Below are 16,286 nucleotides of genomic sequence, written 5' to 3' on the forward strand. Positions count from 1 at the left end.
AGCGAGCCTGCTCGCGAAGGCGTCATGCCAGCCAATACACATGGCACTGATCCCGCGCTTTCGCGAGCAGGCTCGCTCCTACATGGGATCTCCATAGGTCTGTATGACTCGGTTGTGATCGCCATGAATACTTCAACTGCCAAAGCCCACCTCGACCTGTCGCAACCTGCGCGCAAGGTCCGCGTACGCAACCCCGGCTGGTTTCTGGTCAGCCCTTCGGTGGCCCTGTTGCTGCTGTGGATGATCGTGCCGCTGGGCATGACCATTTACTTCTCGATGATCCGCTACAACCTGCTCTACCCAGGTGAAAACGAATTCGTCGGGCTGGAGAACTTCAGCTATTTCCTGACCGACTCGGGCTTCATGCCCGGCGCCACCAACACGCTGTTGCTGGTCGGTAGCGTGTTGCTGATCAGTGTGGTGTTGGGCGTATTGATCAGCGCGTTGCTCGAGGCCAGTGAATTCCTTGGTCGCGGCATCGTCCGGGTCATGCTGATTTCACCGTTTTTCATCATGCCCACGGTCGGTGCGCTGATCTGGAAGAACCTGATTTTCCATCCGGTATCGGGGATCCTTGCCTACATCTGGAAGCTGTTCGGCGCGCAGCCGGTGGACTGGCTCGCCCATTACCCCTTGCTGTCGATCATCATCATTGTCTCGTGGCAATGGCTGCCCTTCGCCATCCTGATTCTGATGACCGCGATGCAGTCCCTCGACCAGGAACAGAAAGAGGCCGCGCGCCTCGACGGTGCGGGGCCGATCGCGATCTTCTGGCACCTGACCCTGCCGCATCTGGCGCGGCCAATTGCCGTGGTGGTGATGATCGAAACGATCTTCCTGCTGTCGGTCTTCGCTGAGATTTTCACCACCACCAACGGCGGCCCCGGCTACGCCTCGACCAACCTCGCCTACCTGATCTACAACCAGGCGCTGGTGCAGTTCGACGTCGGCATGGCGTCGGCGGGCGGCTTGATTGCCGTGGTCATCGCCAACATCGCCGCGATCATTCTGGTGCGGATGATCGGCAAAAACCTGACTGACAAAGCCTGAGGCCTCCATGACCCTTCAACAATCCCGCCGGCTGCAAAGCCTGCTGCTCGGCACCCTGGCCTGGGCCATCGCGATCGTGATCTTCTTCCCGATCTTCTGGATGCTGATGACCAGTTTCAAAACCGAAATCGACGCGTTCGCCACACCGCCGCAGTTCATTTTCACGCCGACACTGGAGAACTACCTGCACATTAATGAGCGCAGCGATTACTTCAGTTTCGCCTGGAACTCGGTGGTGATCTCCTTCAGCGCCACGGCCCTGTGCCTGTTGATCGCGGTGCCGGCGGCGTACTCGATGGCGTTCTACGAAACCCAGCGCACCAAAGGCACGCTGCTGTGGATGCTCTCGACCAAGATGCTGCCACCGGTGGGCGTGCTGATGCCGATCTACCTGCTGGCGAAGAGCTTTGGCCTGCTCGACACGCGCATCGCGCTGATCGTGATCTACACGCTGATCAACCTGCCGATAGTGGTCTGGATGGTTTACACCTACTTCAAGGACATCCCCAAAGACATCCTCGAAGCCGCCCGCCTCGACGGCGCCACACTGTGGCAGGAAATGGTCCGCGTGCTGCTGCCGATCGCCAAGGGCGGCCTCGCCTCGACCGTGCTGCTGTCGTTGATTCTGTGCTGGAACGAGGCGTTCTGGTCGCTGAACCTGACCTCGTCGAAAGCCGCGCCACTAACGGCATTGATCGCCTCGTATTCAAGTCCGGAAGGCTTGTTCTGGGCCAAGTTGTCGGCGGTGTCGACCCTGGCGTGTGCGCCGATTCTGATCTTCGGCTGGATCAGCCAGAAACAACTGGTACGCGGCCTCTCCTTTGGCGCCGTGAAATGAATATCCCGAATCCAACCCTATCCCCTGTGGGAGCGAGCCTGCTCGCGAAAGCGGAGTGTCATTCAACCCTGATGGCGACTGACACGACCCCTTCGCGAGCAGGCTCGCTCCCACAAAAAAGCCTGCAAGGCTCATACGAATAACAACATTGCGGAGGCCCATCATCATGGCCAACCTGAAAATCAAGAATCTGCAAAAAGGCTTCGAAGGCTTCTCCATCATCAAAGGCATCGACCTGGAAGTGAACGACAAGGAATTCGTAGTCTTCGTCGGCCCATCCGGTTGCGGGAAATCCACCCTGCTGCGGCTGATTGCGGGTCTGGAAGAAGTCAGCGACGGCACCATTGAACTGGATGGCCGCGACATCACCGAGGTCAGCCCGGCCAAGCGCGATCTGGCGATGGTGTTTCAGACCTACGCGCTGTATCCGCACATGACCGTGAAGAAAAACATGTCGTTTGCCCTCGATCTGGCCGGCGTACCGAAAGCCGAAGTCGAGAAGAAAGTCGGCGAAGCGGCGCGGATTCTCGAGCTCGGGCCAATGCTTGAGCGCAAGCCGAAACAGCTCTCCGGCGGCCAGCGCCAGCGCGTGGCGATCGGTCGCGCCATCGTGCGTAATCCAAAAATCTTCCTGTTCGACGAACCGCTGTCCAACCTCGACGCCGCGCTGCGCGTGCAGATGCGCCTGGAGCTGCTGCGCCTGCACAAAGACCTGCAAGCGACGATGATCTACGTCACCCACGATCAGGTCGAAGCGATGACCATGGCCGACAAAGTCGTGGTGCTCAATGGCGGCAAGATCGAGCAGGTCGGCTCGCCGCTGGACCTCTATCACAACCCGGCGAACCTCTTCGTGGCCGGGTTCCTCGGCACGCCGAAAATGGGCTTCCTCAAAGGCAAGATTGCCCGCGTCGATGGCCAGAGCTGCGAAGTCTCGCTGGACGCCGGAACGCGCATCACCCTGCCGTTCAACGCCGGCAATCTGAGTGTCGGCAGCGCCGTGACGTTGGGCATTCGCCCGGAACATCTGGAGCTGGCGCAAGCGGGCGACTGCACGCTGCAAGTCACCGCCGACGTCAGCGAACGCTTGGGCAGCGACACTTTCTGCCACGTCACCACCAATGCCGGCGAAGCTCTGACCATGCGCGTGCGCGGGGATCTGGCCAGCCGTTATGGCGAGCAACTGAGCCTGCACCTCGATCCGACGCACTGCCATTTATTCGATGCCGAAGGTGTCGCGTTGACCCGTCCGCTGCGCGCCGCGGCCTGATTTCGAGAATTCCCGATGAAACTCAACCAACAGAACCTCCAACGTCTGGCCGCCGAAGTGCATCTGCCGGCCTATAGCCTCAGCGACACCCGTCAGGGCATCGCCCACATCGGGGTCGGCGGCTTCCACCGCGCGCATCAGGCGTACTACACCGATGCTCTGATGAACACCGGCGAAGCCCTCGACTGGGCGATTTGCGGCGTCGGCCTGCGCGCCGAAGACCGCCGGGCCCGCGACGATCTCAAGGAGCAGGATTACCTGTTCACCCTGTTCGAACTCGGTGACAGCGACGACACCGAAGTGCGCGTGATTGGCGCGATTCGCGACATGCTGCTGGCCGAGGACGGCGCTCAGGCGCTGATCGATAAACTCGCCGACCCACAGATCCGCATCGTCTCGCTGACCATCACCGAGGGTGGTTATTGCATTGACGACAGCAACGGCGAATTCATGGCGCACCTGCCGCAGATCCAACACGATCTGGCCCACCCAGAGGACCCGAAAACCGTGTTCGGCTTTTTGTGTGCAGCCCTGGAAAAACGCCGCGCGGCGGGCATCCCGGCGTTTACCGTGATGTCTTGCGATAACCTGCCGCACAACGGCGCCGTGACGCGCAAAGCGCTGCTGGCATTTGCCACGTTGCGCAACAGCAATCTGTGCAGCTGGATCGACGCCAACGTCAGTTTCCCCAACGCCATGGTCGACCGCATCACCCCAATGACCAGCACCGCGCATCGCTTGCAACTGGCCGACAAACACGGCGTCGACGATGCCTGGCCGGTGGTCTGTGAACCGTTTGTGCAATGGGTGCTGGAGGACAAATTCGTCAACGGTCGCCCGGCTTGGGAGAAGGTCGGCGTGCAGTTCACCGACGATGTTTCGCCCTATGAAGAAATGAAGATCAAACTGCTCAACGGCAGCCATCTGGCGCTGACGTATCTGGGCTTTTTGAAGGGCTATCGCTTTGTGCACGAGACCATGAACGACCCGCTGTTCGTGCGTTACATGCGCGCCTACATGGATCTGGACGTGACCCCGCAACTGGCGCCGGTGCCGGGCATTGACCTGACGGATTACAAAAACACGCTGGTGGCGCGTTTTTCCAATCAGGCGATTGCCGATCAGCTTGAGCGGGTGTGCTCGGACGGCTCGTCGAAATTTCCCAAGTTCACCATTCCGACGATCAACCGGTTGATTGCTGATGGGCAGGAGACTAAACGTGCGGCGTTGGTAGTGGCGGCTTGGGCGTTGTATTTGAAGGGTGTGGATGAGAATGGTGATACCTATTCGATCCCGGATCCGCGCGCCGTGTTTTGTCAGGCGTTGGTGGCGGACGATGCTTTAATTACCCAGCGGTTATTGGCGGTCGAGGAGATTTTCGGCACGGCGATACCGCGTTCGGCGGAGTTTGTGGCGGCGTTTGAGTGGTGCTGCAACAGCTTGCGTGAAGACGGTGTGACGCGGACTCTGGAACGGATACTCGCCTGAAAAGCCCCTCACCCTAACCCTCTCCCAAAGGGAGAGGGGACTGACCGAGTGGTTCTTTCGGAATACATCGACCTGAAAGTCCGGAGTTGAACTCAGGTTTTGAACAGCTCCGGTTTGAGAGAACCGCAGTCGAACTCAGATTTTGAACAGCCCCGATTTGAGATATCCGGAGTCGAACTCAGGTTTTGAACAGCCCCGGTTTGAGAGAACCGGAGTCGAACTCAGGTTTTGAACAGCCCCGGTTTGAGATATCCGGAGTCGAGCTCAGGTTTTGAACAGCCCCCGATCGGCTCCCTTCCCCCTCGCCCCCTTGGGGGAGAGGGCTGGGGTGAGGGGGTAAGCTCTTGATCTTCACCACACCCCGAGTGGTTCACACATGACAACACAACAACTGTTCCTCGGCATCGACTGCGGCACCCAAGGCACCAAAGCCATTATCCTCGACGCCATCAGCGGTCAAGTCCTCGGCCAAGGCGCCGCCGCACACACGATGATCAGCGGCGCCAACGGCCGTCGCGAGCAAGACACCCAGCAATGGCTGGAAGCCTTCACCCTCGCCACCCGCCAGGCATTGCTCGCGGCGAATGTCGACGGCCAGTCAATCCTCGGCATCGGCGTCTCCGGCCAGCAACACGGTCTGGTCCTGCTCGATGATCAAGGCGAAGTGCTGCGCCCGGCCAAACTCTGGTGCGACACCGAAACCAGCGCCGAAAATGACCGTCTGCTGGTGCATCTGGGCGGTGAAAAAGGTTCGCTGGAACGCCTCGGCGTGGTCATCGCGCCGGGCTACACCGTGTCGAAACTACTCTGGACCAAAGAACAACACCCTGTGGTGTTCTCACGCATCGCGCGCATTCTGCTGCCCCACGACTACCTGAACTTCTGGCTCACCGGCCGCGCCTGCAGTGAGTACGGCGACGCCTCCGGCACCGGCTATTTCAACGTGCGCACGCGCCAATGGGACTTGCAACTGCTGCGCGACATCGACGCCAGCGGACGCCTGCAAGCCGCATTGCCTGAGCTGATCGATGCACATCAATCTGTCGGCACCATTTTGCCGGCGATTGCCGAACACCTCGGCATCAACCCCAATGCGCTGGTATCGAGCGGTGGTGGCGACAACATGATGGGCGCCATCGGCACCGGCAATATACAGCCCGGCGCGATCACCATGAGCCTCGGCTCCTCCGGCACGGTGTACGCCTATTCCGAGGTGCCGAAAGTCAGCCCGGACGCCTCGGTCGCGACCTTCTGCTCGTCCAGCGGCGGGTGGTTGCCGCTGATCTGCACCATGAACCTGACCAACGCCACCGGCGCGATTCGCGAACTGTTCGACCTCGATCTGCAGCAGTTCAACGACCTCGTCGCCCAGGCTCCCATCGGCGCCGACGGCGTGAGCATGCTGCCGTTTCTCAATGGCGAGCGCGTCCCTGCCCTACCCCACGCCACCGGCAGCCTGCACGGCTTGACGCTGGATAACCTGACCCAGGCCAACCTCTGCCGCGCCGCCGTCGAAGGCACCACCTTCGGTCTACGTTACGGACTGGATTTGCTCCGCCACAATGGTTTACAAAGCCGCAGCATTTGCCTGATCGGCGGCGGTTCGAAAAGCGCGGTGTGGCGGCAGATCGTTGCCGACATCATGAACACCCCGGTGATCTGCACCGAACAAAGCGAAGCCGCCGCCCTCGGCGCGGGGATTCAGGCGGCGTGGTGCAAATCCTGGTCGAACGGCCACGAAAACACCCTCGCCGACCTGTGTCAGCGCTGCGTGAAACTCGATTCAAGCAGTGAAACCCTGCCGATTGCCGCCAACGTCGCGGCGTTCCAGCAGGCCTATGAACGCTATCAACAGCATGTCGCAACCCTATAAAGAGCAAACAATTATGTATTTGGTGTGTGGCGAAGCCCTGTTTGATTTTTTCAGTGAAGACGACGCCAGCGGGCTGGCCTCGAAAGTCAATTTCAAGGCGATTGCCGGCGGCTCGCCGTTCAACGTCGCCGTGGGTTTGCGCCGTCTGGGCGTGGACTCGGCCCTGTTCGGCGGACTGTCCACCGACTACCTCGGCCGCCGCTTGCAGCAAGTGCTGCAGGACGAAGGTGTGTGCCCGGACTATCTGGTGGATTTCGCCGCGCCGACCACGTTGGCCATGGTCGCCGTCGGTGCCAATGGCTCGCCGCACTACAGCTTTCGCGGTGAAGGCTGCGCCGATCGACAACTGAGTCTTGCGCATCTGCCGGCGCTGGGGCCGGATGTTCGCGGCTTGCATATTGGCTCGTTCTCGCTGGTGGTGCAGCCGATCGGCGACACCTTGCTGAAACTGGTACAGCGCGAGAGCAGCAAACGCCTGATCACCCTCGACCCGAACGTGCGTCTCAACCCAGAGCCAAACATCGACCTGTGGCGCGAGCGCATCGCGACGCTGGTGCCACTCGCTGATCTGATTAAGGTCAGCGACGAAGACCTGAGCCTGCTCTATCCCGAACAAGACCCGCAACGGGTGATCGAAGGCTGGCTCGAGCACCGCTGCCAGATCGTCTTCCTCACCCGTGGCGGCGACGGCGCCAGTGTGTTCAGCCGCCAGCATGGCAACTGGTCGGTGCCGGCGGCCTCGGTGAAAATCGCCGACACCGTTGGCGCCGGCGACACCTTCCAGGCCGCGTTGATCACCTGGTTGACCGAGCACGGTCTGGATTCGGTCGAAGGCGTGCAGCAACTCGCTCGCGAGCAGATCGACGCCATGCTCAAGTTCGCCGTGCAAGCCGCCGCGCTGACCTGCAGCAAGACCGGCCCGGATCTGCCCTATCGTCATCAATTGAGCTGAGCGCGTAGACTGTCGGCCTTTTTGCGCACGACGGGATAACGGCTTTTGAATTACAGGCAGACGCTTGGACTACTGACACTGGCAACGCTACTGAGCGGGTGCGGCACCTCGCCGCCCCGTTCGCCGGAAGACATCTGCGAAATCTTCCGCGAGAAAAGCGACTGGTACGACGCTGCGCAAGTCACGCAAAAACGCTGGGGCGTGCCGATTCAGGTGCCCTTCGCGATCATGTATCAGGAATCCGGCTACCGCTACGATGCCAAAACCCCGCGTAAATACCTGCTGTGGGTAATCCCGTGGGGCCGCGTCTCAACCGCCTCGGGTTATGCGCAAGCCAAAGATGAAGTCTGGGCCGACTACCAGAAAAGCACCGGCCGCAGCGGCGCCGATCGCGAAGACTTCGACGACGCCATCGACTTTGTCGGCTGGTACATGGACAAGACCTATTCGATCAACGGCGTGTACAAGTACGACGCCTATAACCAGTACCTCAACTACCACGAAGGCTGGGGCGGATTCCGCAACAAGACCTACGCGAGCAAAGCCTGGCTGATGCCGACGGCGCGCAAAGTGCAAAATCGTTCGGATGTGTATGCGCGGCAATATGCCGGGTGCAAAGAGGATTTGAATCGGGGGTTCTGGAGCCGGTTCTGGAATTGGTTGTAACGGTGACTTCAAGGGCCTCATCGCGAGCAGGCTCACTCCTACAATGGATCAATGTCGAACACGATATCCGCGTCCACTGAAGATCCCCTGTAGGAGTGAGCCTGCTCGCGATAGCGCCCGATCAAGCACTACACATCCAAGACCTACAACACCGAGAAGCTAAAACTCACAATCAACCGTGTCTCATCCACATCCCGGGCAAACTTCTCATAGTTGGTTCGATACGTAGCATTCCTCAATCGCAAACTCACATCCTTGAACGTGCCCGTCTGAATCACATACTTCAACTCGCTGTCGCGTTCCCACTCTTTGCCTTCCTGATCACTGCCCAACACCTTGATGTGATCACCGTTCACATAACGCGTCAGGAAGCTCAAACCATTAATGCCAATGGCTTTGAAGTCATAGTCATAACGCAACTGCCACGAGCGTTCCTGCGCAGCGGCGAAGTCATTGACTTGCACATAGTTGACCAGATACGGATTGCTGCCATCGAGGTACGGCATCGAGTTGTCGCCGTTCATACGCTGCCAACCAGCGCTGAACGTATGGCCGCTGTGCGCATAGGACAACATGCCGCTCAACGCACGGTTATCGATGGAACCGGCCTTGGCATCACCGCTGTCGGCACTTTTCAGCACGCGCAGATCCGCTTTAAGTACACCGCCAGCTAACGGTTGATTACCCAGCAACCCGACAAAGTGCTGACGATAAATGTCTTCCAGTTCGGCGTAGTGATACTGCGCAGTCAGGCGATCGTTGATCTTGTAATCGAAGCCGTACATGTCGAAATGGTCGGCGGTGGTGTTGCAGGCGTAGCGCTTGTTCTTGCAGTGCACGCGGATGTCTTGCGAGTCGGTGGAATCGCGCGCGGTGTACTTGTCCAGGCGCGCGGCCATGAAGGTCAGGTCTTTCACCTCTTTAGAAGTGAGCATCGCGCCATTGAACATGGTCGGCAGCAATCGACCGTCGTTGTATTTCAGCAACGGCAGATCCGGCAACAGCGCGCCGTACTTCAGCACCGTGTCCGAAACCTTGACCTTGGCGGTCAGGCCCATTTTCGCGTATTGGCCTTTCGACCCGCGTGGATCGTTGCCGCTGGAAGGCAGCAAGCCGCTGTTGCTGCGGTCCGGGCTGGAGTCGAGTTGAAAGCCGAGCATGCCCAGCGCATCGATACCAAAACCCACGGTACCTTCGGTGTAGCCCGATTGCAGGTTGAGAATAAAGCCCTGTGCCGCCTCTTCACGCTTGGAGGCGCCCTGAGCGTTCGAGGTGCTCCCATCACGGAAATCGCGGTTGAAGTACACCGTGCGCGATTCGATCTTCGCCGTGGTGTCTTCAAAAAATCCGCTGGCCTGAACCTGTGCGGTAAAACCTGCGCACAGCACAAAGGCTCCGAAGCCAAACGACTGGCGCGGGGTGATGAGGGGAAATGGGGGACGCATGAAAAACTCCAACAATGCAGCGTTTGCGCAAGCGCGCAACAAGCCAGAAAAATAGCTCCCGTCCCGGGTCGAATTGAACCAGGAGAAAGTGAACACGCAGGGGTGAGCGGCAATGATGGCAGATGGCTTTGACGTGCTACAGGCGACTTTAGTCTGAATCTGACTGCGGATTCTTCAACCCAAGGTCGTGGGAAAAGTTGCCGGCAATCAACGTCAACTCGCAACAAACGCCAGGTTTCATTGGGCCAAACACCTCATCTAAGGGTTTTCCCTATACCGCAAACCTGCCAGACCTACGGCTTTTGTGCCTTGAACGAGGCGGCCGAATCCTCCATCATCCGTCCCCTGCTTATTCAACGGACGGAATTCAAGGCATGCTGGACGCCAACGCAACCCACATTACCCTCACGCTTGAAGGCGCCAACGCCGACCTGCAAGTCCTCAGCTTCACCGGTCGCGAAGCCCTCAACCAACCGTTCCGTTTCGACCTCGAACTCGTCAGCGCCCGCCCCGACCTCAAACTCGAAGAGCTGCTGCACAAGCCCGGCGTCCTGACCTTCGGCGCCACCGGCGAAGGCAAGATCCACGGTCTGGTCTATCGCATCGAGCAAGGCGACTCTGGCAAGACCCTGACCCGTTACAGCCTCAGCCTGGTGCCACAACTGGCCTACCTGCGGCACAACCACGATCAGCAGATTTTCCAGCAACTGACCGTGCCGAAAATCATCGCTCAGGTGCTGGAAGATCGCGGCATTCTTGCCGACGCCTACAGCTTCCAGCTCAACGCCGAATACCCGGAACGCGAGTACTGCGTGCAGTACGACGAATCCGACCTGCACTTCATCCAGCGCCTGTGCGAAGAGGAAGGCATTCACTTCCATTTCCAGCACAGCAGCAGCGGCCACAAACTGGTGTTCGGCGACGACCAGACCGTGTTCCGCAAACTCAAAGCCGTGAGCTACCAGCAAGACTCCGGCATGGCCGCCGACAAACCGGTGATCAAACGCTTCAACCTGCGTCTGGAAACCCGCACCACCCGCGTCAGCCGCCGCGATTACGACTTCGAAAAACCAAAGATCCTCCCCGAAGGCGCGGTCAAAACCGAGTTCGCCCCGGACCTCGAGGACTACGACTACCCCGGCCGCTTCACCACCCGCGAGCGCGGCAAGTTCCTCTCCACCCGCGCCCTCGAACGCCATCGCAGCGACTACAAACTCGCCGAAGGCAAAGGTGACGAACCAACCCTCACCAGCGGCCATTTTCTGACGCTGGCCGAACATCCACGCGCCGAATGGAACGACCTGTGGCTGCTGCTGGAAGTCTTCCACGAAGGCAAACAACCGCAAGTACTCGGCGAGAACGTCACCAGCGACGTCACCGACAACAAAAGCGATTTCCACCAGGGCTACCGCAACAGCTTCCTCGCCACACCGTGGGACGCGCACTACCGCCCTGCCCTTGAACACCCGAAACCGAAAGTCCTCGGCAGCCAGACCGCCGTGGTCACCGGCCCCGCAGGCGAAGAAATCCACTGCGACCAATACGGCCGCATCAAAGTGCAATTCCACTGGGACCGCGACGGTCAGTCCAACGACAAAACCACCTGCTGGATGCGCGTCGCCAGCGGCTGGGCCGGCGCAGCATACGGCGGCATCGCCATCCCGCGCATCGGCATGGAAGTCCTCGTCACCTTCCTCGAAGGCGACCCCGATCAGCCACTGGTCACCGGTTGCCTGTACCACAAGGAAAACGTCGTCCCCTACGACCTGCCGGCCAACAAAACCCGCAGCACGTTCAAAACCCTGAGTTCACCGGGCGGCAAGGGCTACAACGAATTCCGCATCGAGGACAAGAAAGGCGTCGAGCAGATCTACATCCACGCCCAACGCGATTGGGACGAAAACATCGAGCACGACCAGAAGATTCGGGTGGGCAATGAACGGCATGACACCGTTGAAGCCAACACGCTGAGCGAGTTCAAGGTTGAAGAGCACCGGATTACGCATCTGGATCGGATTAGCGAGATGCGTGCGGATGATCACCTGACCGTCGGTGTCACCCAGCACCTAAAAGTGGGGGCTGCGCAGTTTGTCGAGGCCGGGACAGAGATTCACTACCACGCCGGCGACAAGGTTGTGGTTGAGGGTGGCATGGAACTCACGGCCAAGGCTGGTGGGAGTTTTGTGAAGGTCGATGCTGGAGGCGTGACCATCAGTGGCGCTGAAGTGAAGATCAATACCGGTGGTGCGCCAGGGGTTGGAACGCCTGCTGCGCCGTTACTGCCGGGGATACTAAAAATAGCTGATGCAGACAAACCCGGGTTACCGCTTCTGGCATTGATAAAACAAAATATCTTGTTCCGCCGCACCCGATCCGGGGTATGCGAAGTTTGTGAGGCAGCTAAAGCAGCCAAAGGAGCGAAGCAATGACCACGCTTCCGAATTCTCAAGGATTCCTTTTGATAGATGGCGCAAGGTTTGATGACGCGTTGAAATGGTTGCCTAAAAATTATCCTGGCCATCGCTTCATGCCACTACTGCAAGCCACTCCTTACGCCCCGATAGCTGAAGCAGGCCCCATCTTGCTCGACGCTCTTAGCGACAGCACAGCTCGGAACGACTGGTTGCAAGGCGATGCAAACTTAAATGACGCTGTATGGCTACAAACTCAGAAGCCAATGGTTGAAATTTTTAAGCTCCTTCAGCGCCGCACCCGGATCTACTCTCCTGACCGCCAAGAATATTGGTTACGGCTGGCCGACGGTCTACCACTGCGTCAGGCATGGCTATCAGGAGCAAGCTGGCCGGCTGGTTTTTGGTTCGGAGTTGAAAGCGTCTGGTTACGTCATGAAGGAAAAGTGCAGCTCGCATGGACCAACAACTTCCCTGATCTAGATAGCGCTCCAGCTGATACCGGCATTGATGCGCAGATTGTGCTCGACTGGCCTTTGTTACAAGCGCTGGCAACAGATACAGACACTCCGCAGGAGGCGGTGTAATGACTGACAAACCGACTATCAAACCCGCTGCGTGTCCGTTGATTACCGCGGTCGTACCGTTGCGTTATGCTATTGGACCTTCTCACGCCATTGATGTCAGCGCGTTCGACTTGCCACCTGTAAATGGAACGTTTCCAGAGTTGGGAGATGACAACGATTCCACCCGCGATAAGGCACTGAACTACACAGCGCGATTACTACGTAATGGTTGGTTGTACGTTTGGCAATCATCTCCTGAAAAGCTGATTGAGTTTAGTGTTGAAGCAGCGATGCTGAAGGAGACCTCTCGCGGCGGCAAAGTACTCGACGCATCCTCCAAACCTTACTTGATGTTGCCCGCAGGGACACCCGCGATGATCTCGTGGTCTCCCGCCAAGTGGAGCGACAAACAATTCTCCGCAGCGAAAGATCAAGCCAAAGTCCGCACGAGAGTCATGCGAAACTTCACTCCCGGTGCCGCACCCGCTAGCGGCAAGGCAGCCAGCATCCATGAGCGCATCGGCGATTATATGGAGCCTATTGGCTTCAAATGGAGTTGCGTGCCGGAAACCAAAAACAAACCTAATTGGTCATCAATGTTGGATGACATGAAGCGGTGCGAGCAGCAAGCTTATGTTATTGCTGATGATCCATGGGGGGTTTGGATTGACTTGGCTGCTATGTTGCGTTCTCAGCATGACGCCTTTGACCAACGTCGTAAAAAACGTTCAGAAGACTGGGCTATGGCGGGAGCACTAAAGTCTCTTGCTGATAATGATGCCAAGATCAAAGAGCAACTCCCCTCAATCACACGCTACAAAGAACTGAAAACAGCCTGGGAAGAGCTGGATACTGAAGAGGTTCGTTACAATGATGATCGCCGCCGTCTTTCTATTTTATGGAATGACTGGTTAAAAACATTTGAGGCGAAAGGCCCTTCGACCTTAGACACGGCAGCTGGTCACTTCGACATCACCACTCCAGACTCGCGAACAACTCTTGAGATAAATTTCGCGTCTGCATGCCTTGGCCCCTCTAGTTGCAGTCTTAGCGCAAAAGCATTGAGTGAAGCGCTTGATCCTGATAAACAAGGGACAGGGAAGCCTTGGTTGCTGTGGGCGTTACTGGGACTGAGTCAGCGCTTAACAATTGCGGAAATTAAATCTATCGTAGATCTCGCAGATGCAGCTAGAGACAATATACCTGGCCTTGCCAGCGCTTCAGTAAAAACAAGCAAAGCGATAGCTCTAGCAGCCGCAATCAATAACGCCGCAAAAAACTTAACAACGCACAACCCTGCGAAGTCACAAGAAGCTTTACTACTAGCACTTTCACCAATACTAGGTTCAAACTTACAAAACCCTGCGCCAGCAGAACAAAAAATATCAAAAATTTATCTGAGCGCTGCACTCGGCCGTAGCCAACAAAAATTAAATATCGAAAAGGTTAATTCAAGACAAATCGGGAAGTGGATTAGCGACCTACTCGAAACAACGCCCTCCCACTCCCTAGAGAAAAGTGCATCCTCCTCTTCAATGGCATTAGAAGACGAACTTCCATTTTACTCTTTAGCGCCAACTGCAAGTGCTGACGCATCAAAAGTCAAGCTTCCTTCTGTCTCCAACATAGTTAAAAATGAAACAAACTTAACAAACCTATTAAGCCTAAGCAAAGCCTCACTAGATAAAGCGCCAATCAAATGCCTCGTTGCAATTTTTGCAGCACTAAATCTCAGATCAGCTGCTAATGATGCTTGGAATACACCTTCTGCGAAAACAATTCTCAGCTCTATAGGTGGAGCTTTTGGTATGGCGGCCGCGTCTGCCGCGATTTGGCAAAAAGTCGCGGAAACTAACTGGGAGGCAGCATTAACCGCATCAGGCAAAGAATCTTCTGTCGCACGTGTCGCACTGGCTGACGCATTAGGTTTTGGCTGGAAAGCCGCAGGACTACAGACTCTTACGGCGGCCGTGGACGTACTCGCATATGGATTAGACACTTTTGAAGCATATCAGACGGGTGATTATGACACTGCAAGTGTCAATGCAGGACTAACTGCTGCCTCGTCGGCAAATATCTCTCTTTATGTAAAAACATTCCGTGCAGTACGTGCCGCTCGGGCGGCAGTTATTGCTGGAGACGCTGCCGCGATTGGACGAGGCGTGACACAGGTCCCTCATATCGGTTTTAAAGCATTAGGGCTCAGCATATTAATTGTCGGCGGTATTGTCGCAAGACTATACACACAAGACACTCCCTTGGAAAAATGGATAAAGGGAACTAAATTTGGAATCAGCCCCGCTGACTGGTCCGGGGACTATAAAAAAACAATGAACGAGTTTTATAAAATTGTTTTCCCGATTAGTTTTGATGCTTATCGTTTAAATGAAATGAACCCATACAAGGGCGTAATTGAGAGCACATATCTCCTACTGAAGTTACCAGGCAAAGAAAAACTCACGTCCAACATGGTTAAATTTGAGGGAGAGGAGATTTGGGGCGGAATATTTGGTCTTGGTGGAAAGCGTGAAAAAGTTATCTGGACAAGTGGTGATTTTGACGTCCACTCGGGCACGCGAATTTCAAAAGAATCCGAAACGGCAGTCTATAGACGCGTATATCACGTAGATCGCGAAGGTCGGGCATTGAACAGCATATCCGGAAAACTGACTTATTCACCTCTAGAGGGTTTGAACCTGCCCCCTATTGACATCAAGGAAATAGCATGGATCTAAAAAACCTTATCGCCCAAGCAGCATCGAAGTACGGCAACACATCGAATGTCGTATTGAAAGCCAGCGAGAGCACCGGACAACCTCCATGCGAACTATTTATCACCGATGAACATACAGAGAATTACTTAACGTTACAGATGGCAGGAGATGCAGATAGAGGAGGTATAACAGGTATAGCGGCAGGCGTAGGATCTCTCGCAAGTATTGCATTGGCATTTATGATGATCATAAAAGGCCGTTGGGATCTTGTAGGCCTTTGTATTTTCCTTGCCGCGGCCATGTTCCTTATTCCGTTTTATTTTGAAACGCGAAAACCACTGCCTTTACCTGTATTATTTAATCGCAGAACAAAAGAAGTTTATTTTGATCAAAATGGTGATTTGTATCATACGCCATGGGACAACATTCAAGCTATCGCGTGTGAATTTCAAATGACAAGCATTTATACGGGCGGTATAAATAACGCTTCTCTCGAAATACTAGTAAAACGTCTAGGCGACCCTGAAAATGCTCTTATGGTTAGTTTGGGTTCCCCAATGGGCAAGACACTTGATATGCAAAAAGGGTTTTGGGAATACATTCGCAGCTACATGAATAATGGCCCATGGTTTGATGAAAATGGCAACCACGCAGAATCCGATGAATTCATAAAGAAAACGCTTTCGAGCAATATTAGACCGTCAGACTTTTTGGGATACTGGAAAAAAACGATCACAGATAAAAAAGTCAAATCCGGATACTCTAACTACTTAACTGCATCTGACGCTTTTATGTTTATTGGACATTTAATTTTTTTTCCAACCAATGCTATACAAGACTTCACATACAATTATGTACAGAGAAAAACACGAAACTTATGGCCAGAAATAGTTATAGAACGCTTACATCAAGACGGCCCCACACTTAGACTCATAGACTTAGAACGCGAGCGCGGTTTTTCTGTTTGACTTATGATCACGAAACCGAAAGGTAATAGCTTACTACTCCTTACT

General features: G+C 56.0%; 12 protein-coding genes. 11 read left to right on the top strand and 1 reads right to left on the bottom strand.

Going from position 1 to position 16,286, the window contains the following annotated elements; genetic code table 11:
* The first annotated feature begins 123 nt into the window (after window positions 1–123).
* The 7 genes from ACOYXJ_RS25155 (at window position 124) to ACOYXJ_RS25185 (ending at window position 8,137) form a co-directional block, all read left to right on the top strand.
* On the top strand, window positions 124–1,050 hold the full coding sequence (locus ACOYXJ_RS25155; protein WP_095121016.1) for a carbohydrate ABC transporter permease: 927 nt from the start codon (window positions 124–126) through the stop codon (window positions 1,048–1,050).
* A 7-nt stretch (window positions 1,051–1,057) separates the two neighbouring features.
* Window positions 1,058–1,888 (top strand): carbohydrate ABC transporter permease, encoded by an 831-nt coding sequence (locus tag ACOYXJ_RS25160; protein WP_007914972.1) that lies wholly within the window; start codon window positions 1,058–1,060, stop codon window positions 1,886–1,888.
* 166 nt (window positions 1,889–2,054) lie between these two features.
* Window positions 2,055–3,158 carry an ABC transporter ATP-binding protein gene (locus ACOYXJ_RS25165; RefSeq protein ID WP_150793387.1) on the top strand — a complete coding sequence of 368 codons (1,104 nt, stop codon included), beginning with the start codon at window positions 2,055–2,057 and terminating at the stop codon, window positions 3,156–3,158.
* A gap of 15 nt (window positions 3,159–3,173) precedes the next feature.
* The gene (locus tag ACOYXJ_RS25170) at window positions 3,174–4,646 is read left to right on the top strand and encodes a mannitol dehydrogenase family protein (protein ID WP_460372160.1); all 1,473 of its coding nucleotides are present in this window, start codon (window positions 3,174–3,176) and stop codon (window positions 4,644–4,646) included.
* Between the two features lie 376 nt (window positions 4,647–5,022).
* A complete protein-coding gene (xylB, locus tag ACOYXJ_RS25175; RefSeq protein WP_460372162.1) occupies window positions 5,023–6,519 on the top strand; it encodes a xylulokinase in 1,497 nt (498 codons plus the stop codon).
* A gap of 13 nt (window positions 6,520–6,532) precedes the next feature.
* Window positions 6,533–7,471 (top strand): carbohydrate kinase family protein, encoded by a 939-nt coding sequence (locus ACOYXJ_RS25180; RefSeq protein WP_460372164.1) that lies wholly within the window; start codon window positions 6,533–6,535, stop codon window positions 7,469–7,471.
* 45 nt (window positions 7,472–7,516) lie between these two features.
* A complete protein-coding gene (locus ACOYXJ_RS25185) occupies window positions 7,517–8,137 on the top strand; it encodes a transglycosylase SLT domain-containing protein (protein WP_150793391.1) in 621 nt (206 codons plus the stop codon).
* A gap of 143 nt (window positions 8,138–8,280) precedes the next feature.
* Here the strand turns inward: ACOYXJ_RS25185 and ACOYXJ_RS25190 are convergent, their stop codons facing one another.
* The gene (locus ACOYXJ_RS25190) at window positions 8,281–9,582 is read right to left on the bottom strand and encodes an OprD family porin (protein ID WP_460372166.1); all 1,302 of its coding nucleotides are present in this window, start codon (window positions 9,580–9,582) and stop codon (window positions 8,281–8,283) included.
* A 374-nt stretch (window positions 9,583–9,956) separates the two neighbouring features.
* Here ACOYXJ_RS25190 and ACOYXJ_RS25195 point away from each other — a divergent pair, with 374 nt between their 5' ends.
* From ACOYXJ_RS25195 to ACOYXJ_RS25210, 4 genes are read left to right on the top strand one after another with little or no spacing between them, the layout of a single operon-like run.
* The gene (locus ACOYXJ_RS25195) at window positions 9,957–12,011 is read left to right on the top strand and encodes a type VI secretion system Vgr family protein (protein WP_460372168.1); all 2,055 of its coding nucleotides are present in this window, start codon (window positions 9,957–9,959) and stop codon (window positions 12,009–12,011) included.
* Window positions 12,008–12,580, top strand: coding sequence for a DUF4123 domain-containing protein (locus ACOYXJ_RS25200; RefSeq protein ID WP_095120896.1), 573 nt, complete (start codon window positions 12,008–12,010; stop codon window positions 12,578–12,580). Before ACOYXJ_RS25195 ends, ACOYXJ_RS25200 begins: the two co-directional genes overlap by 4 nt.
* Entirely contained in the window at window positions 12,580–15,294 is a 2,715-nt protein-coding gene (locus tag ACOYXJ_RS25205; RefSeq protein WP_460372170.1) for a toxin VasX, read from the top strand. Before ACOYXJ_RS25200 ends, ACOYXJ_RS25205 begins: the two co-directional genes overlap by 1 nt.
* On the top strand, window positions 15,285–16,241 hold the full coding sequence (locus tag ACOYXJ_RS25210) for a hypothetical protein (protein WP_460372172.1): 957 nt from the start codon (window positions 15,285–15,287) through the stop codon (window positions 16,239–16,241). Before ACOYXJ_RS25205 ends, ACOYXJ_RS25210 begins: the two co-directional genes overlap by 10 nt.
* Window positions 16,242–16,286: the final 45 nt, after the last annotated feature.

The sequence above is a fragment of the Pseudomonas sp. Tul2A7 genome (assembly GCF_054790505.1).

Bases quoted from the DNA above. Each gene is read 5' to 3' on its own strand.
- ACOYXJ_RS25155 (WP_095121016.1), top strand. From the start codon at position 124: ATGAATACTTCAACTGCCAAAGCCCACCTCGACCTGTCGCAACCTGCG.
- ACOYXJ_RS25160 (WP_007914972.1), top strand. From the start codon at position 1,058: ATGACCCTTCAACAATCCCGCCGGCTGCAAAGCCTGCTGCTCGGCACC.
- ACOYXJ_RS25165 (WP_150793387.1), top strand. From the start codon at position 2,055: ATGGCCAACCTGAAAATCAAGAATCTGCAAAAAGGCTTCGAAGGCTTC.
- ACOYXJ_RS25170 (WP_460372160.1), top strand. From the start codon at position 3,174: ATGAAACTCAACCAACAGAACCTCCAACGTCTGGCCGCCGAAGTGCAT.
- xylB (WP_460372162.1), top strand. From the start codon at position 5,023: ATGACAACACAACAACTGTTCCTCGGCATCGACTGCGGCACCCAAGGC.
- ACOYXJ_RS25180 (WP_460372164.1), top strand. From the start codon at position 6,533: ATGTATTTGGTGTGTGGCGAAGCCCTGTTTGATTTTTTCAGTGAAGAC.
- ACOYXJ_RS25190 (WP_460372166.1), bottom strand. From the start codon at position 9,582: ATGCGTCCCCCATTTCCCCTCATCACCCCGCGCCAGTCGTTTGGCTTC.
- ACOYXJ_RS25195 (WP_460372168.1), top strand. From the start codon at position 9,957: ATGCTGGACGCCAACGCAACCCACATTACCCTCACGCTTGAAGGCGCC.
- ACOYXJ_RS25200 (WP_095120896.1), top strand. From the start codon at position 12,008: ATGACCACGCTTCCGAATTCTCAAGGATTCCTTTTGATAGATGGCGCA.
- ACOYXJ_RS25205 (WP_460372170.1), top strand. From the start codon at position 12,580: ATGACTGACAAACCGACTATCAAACCCGCTGCGTGTCCGTTGATTACC.
- ACOYXJ_RS25210 (WP_460372172.1), top strand. From the start codon at position 15,285: ATGGATCTAAAAAACCTTATCGCCCAAGCAGCATCGAAGTACGGCAAC.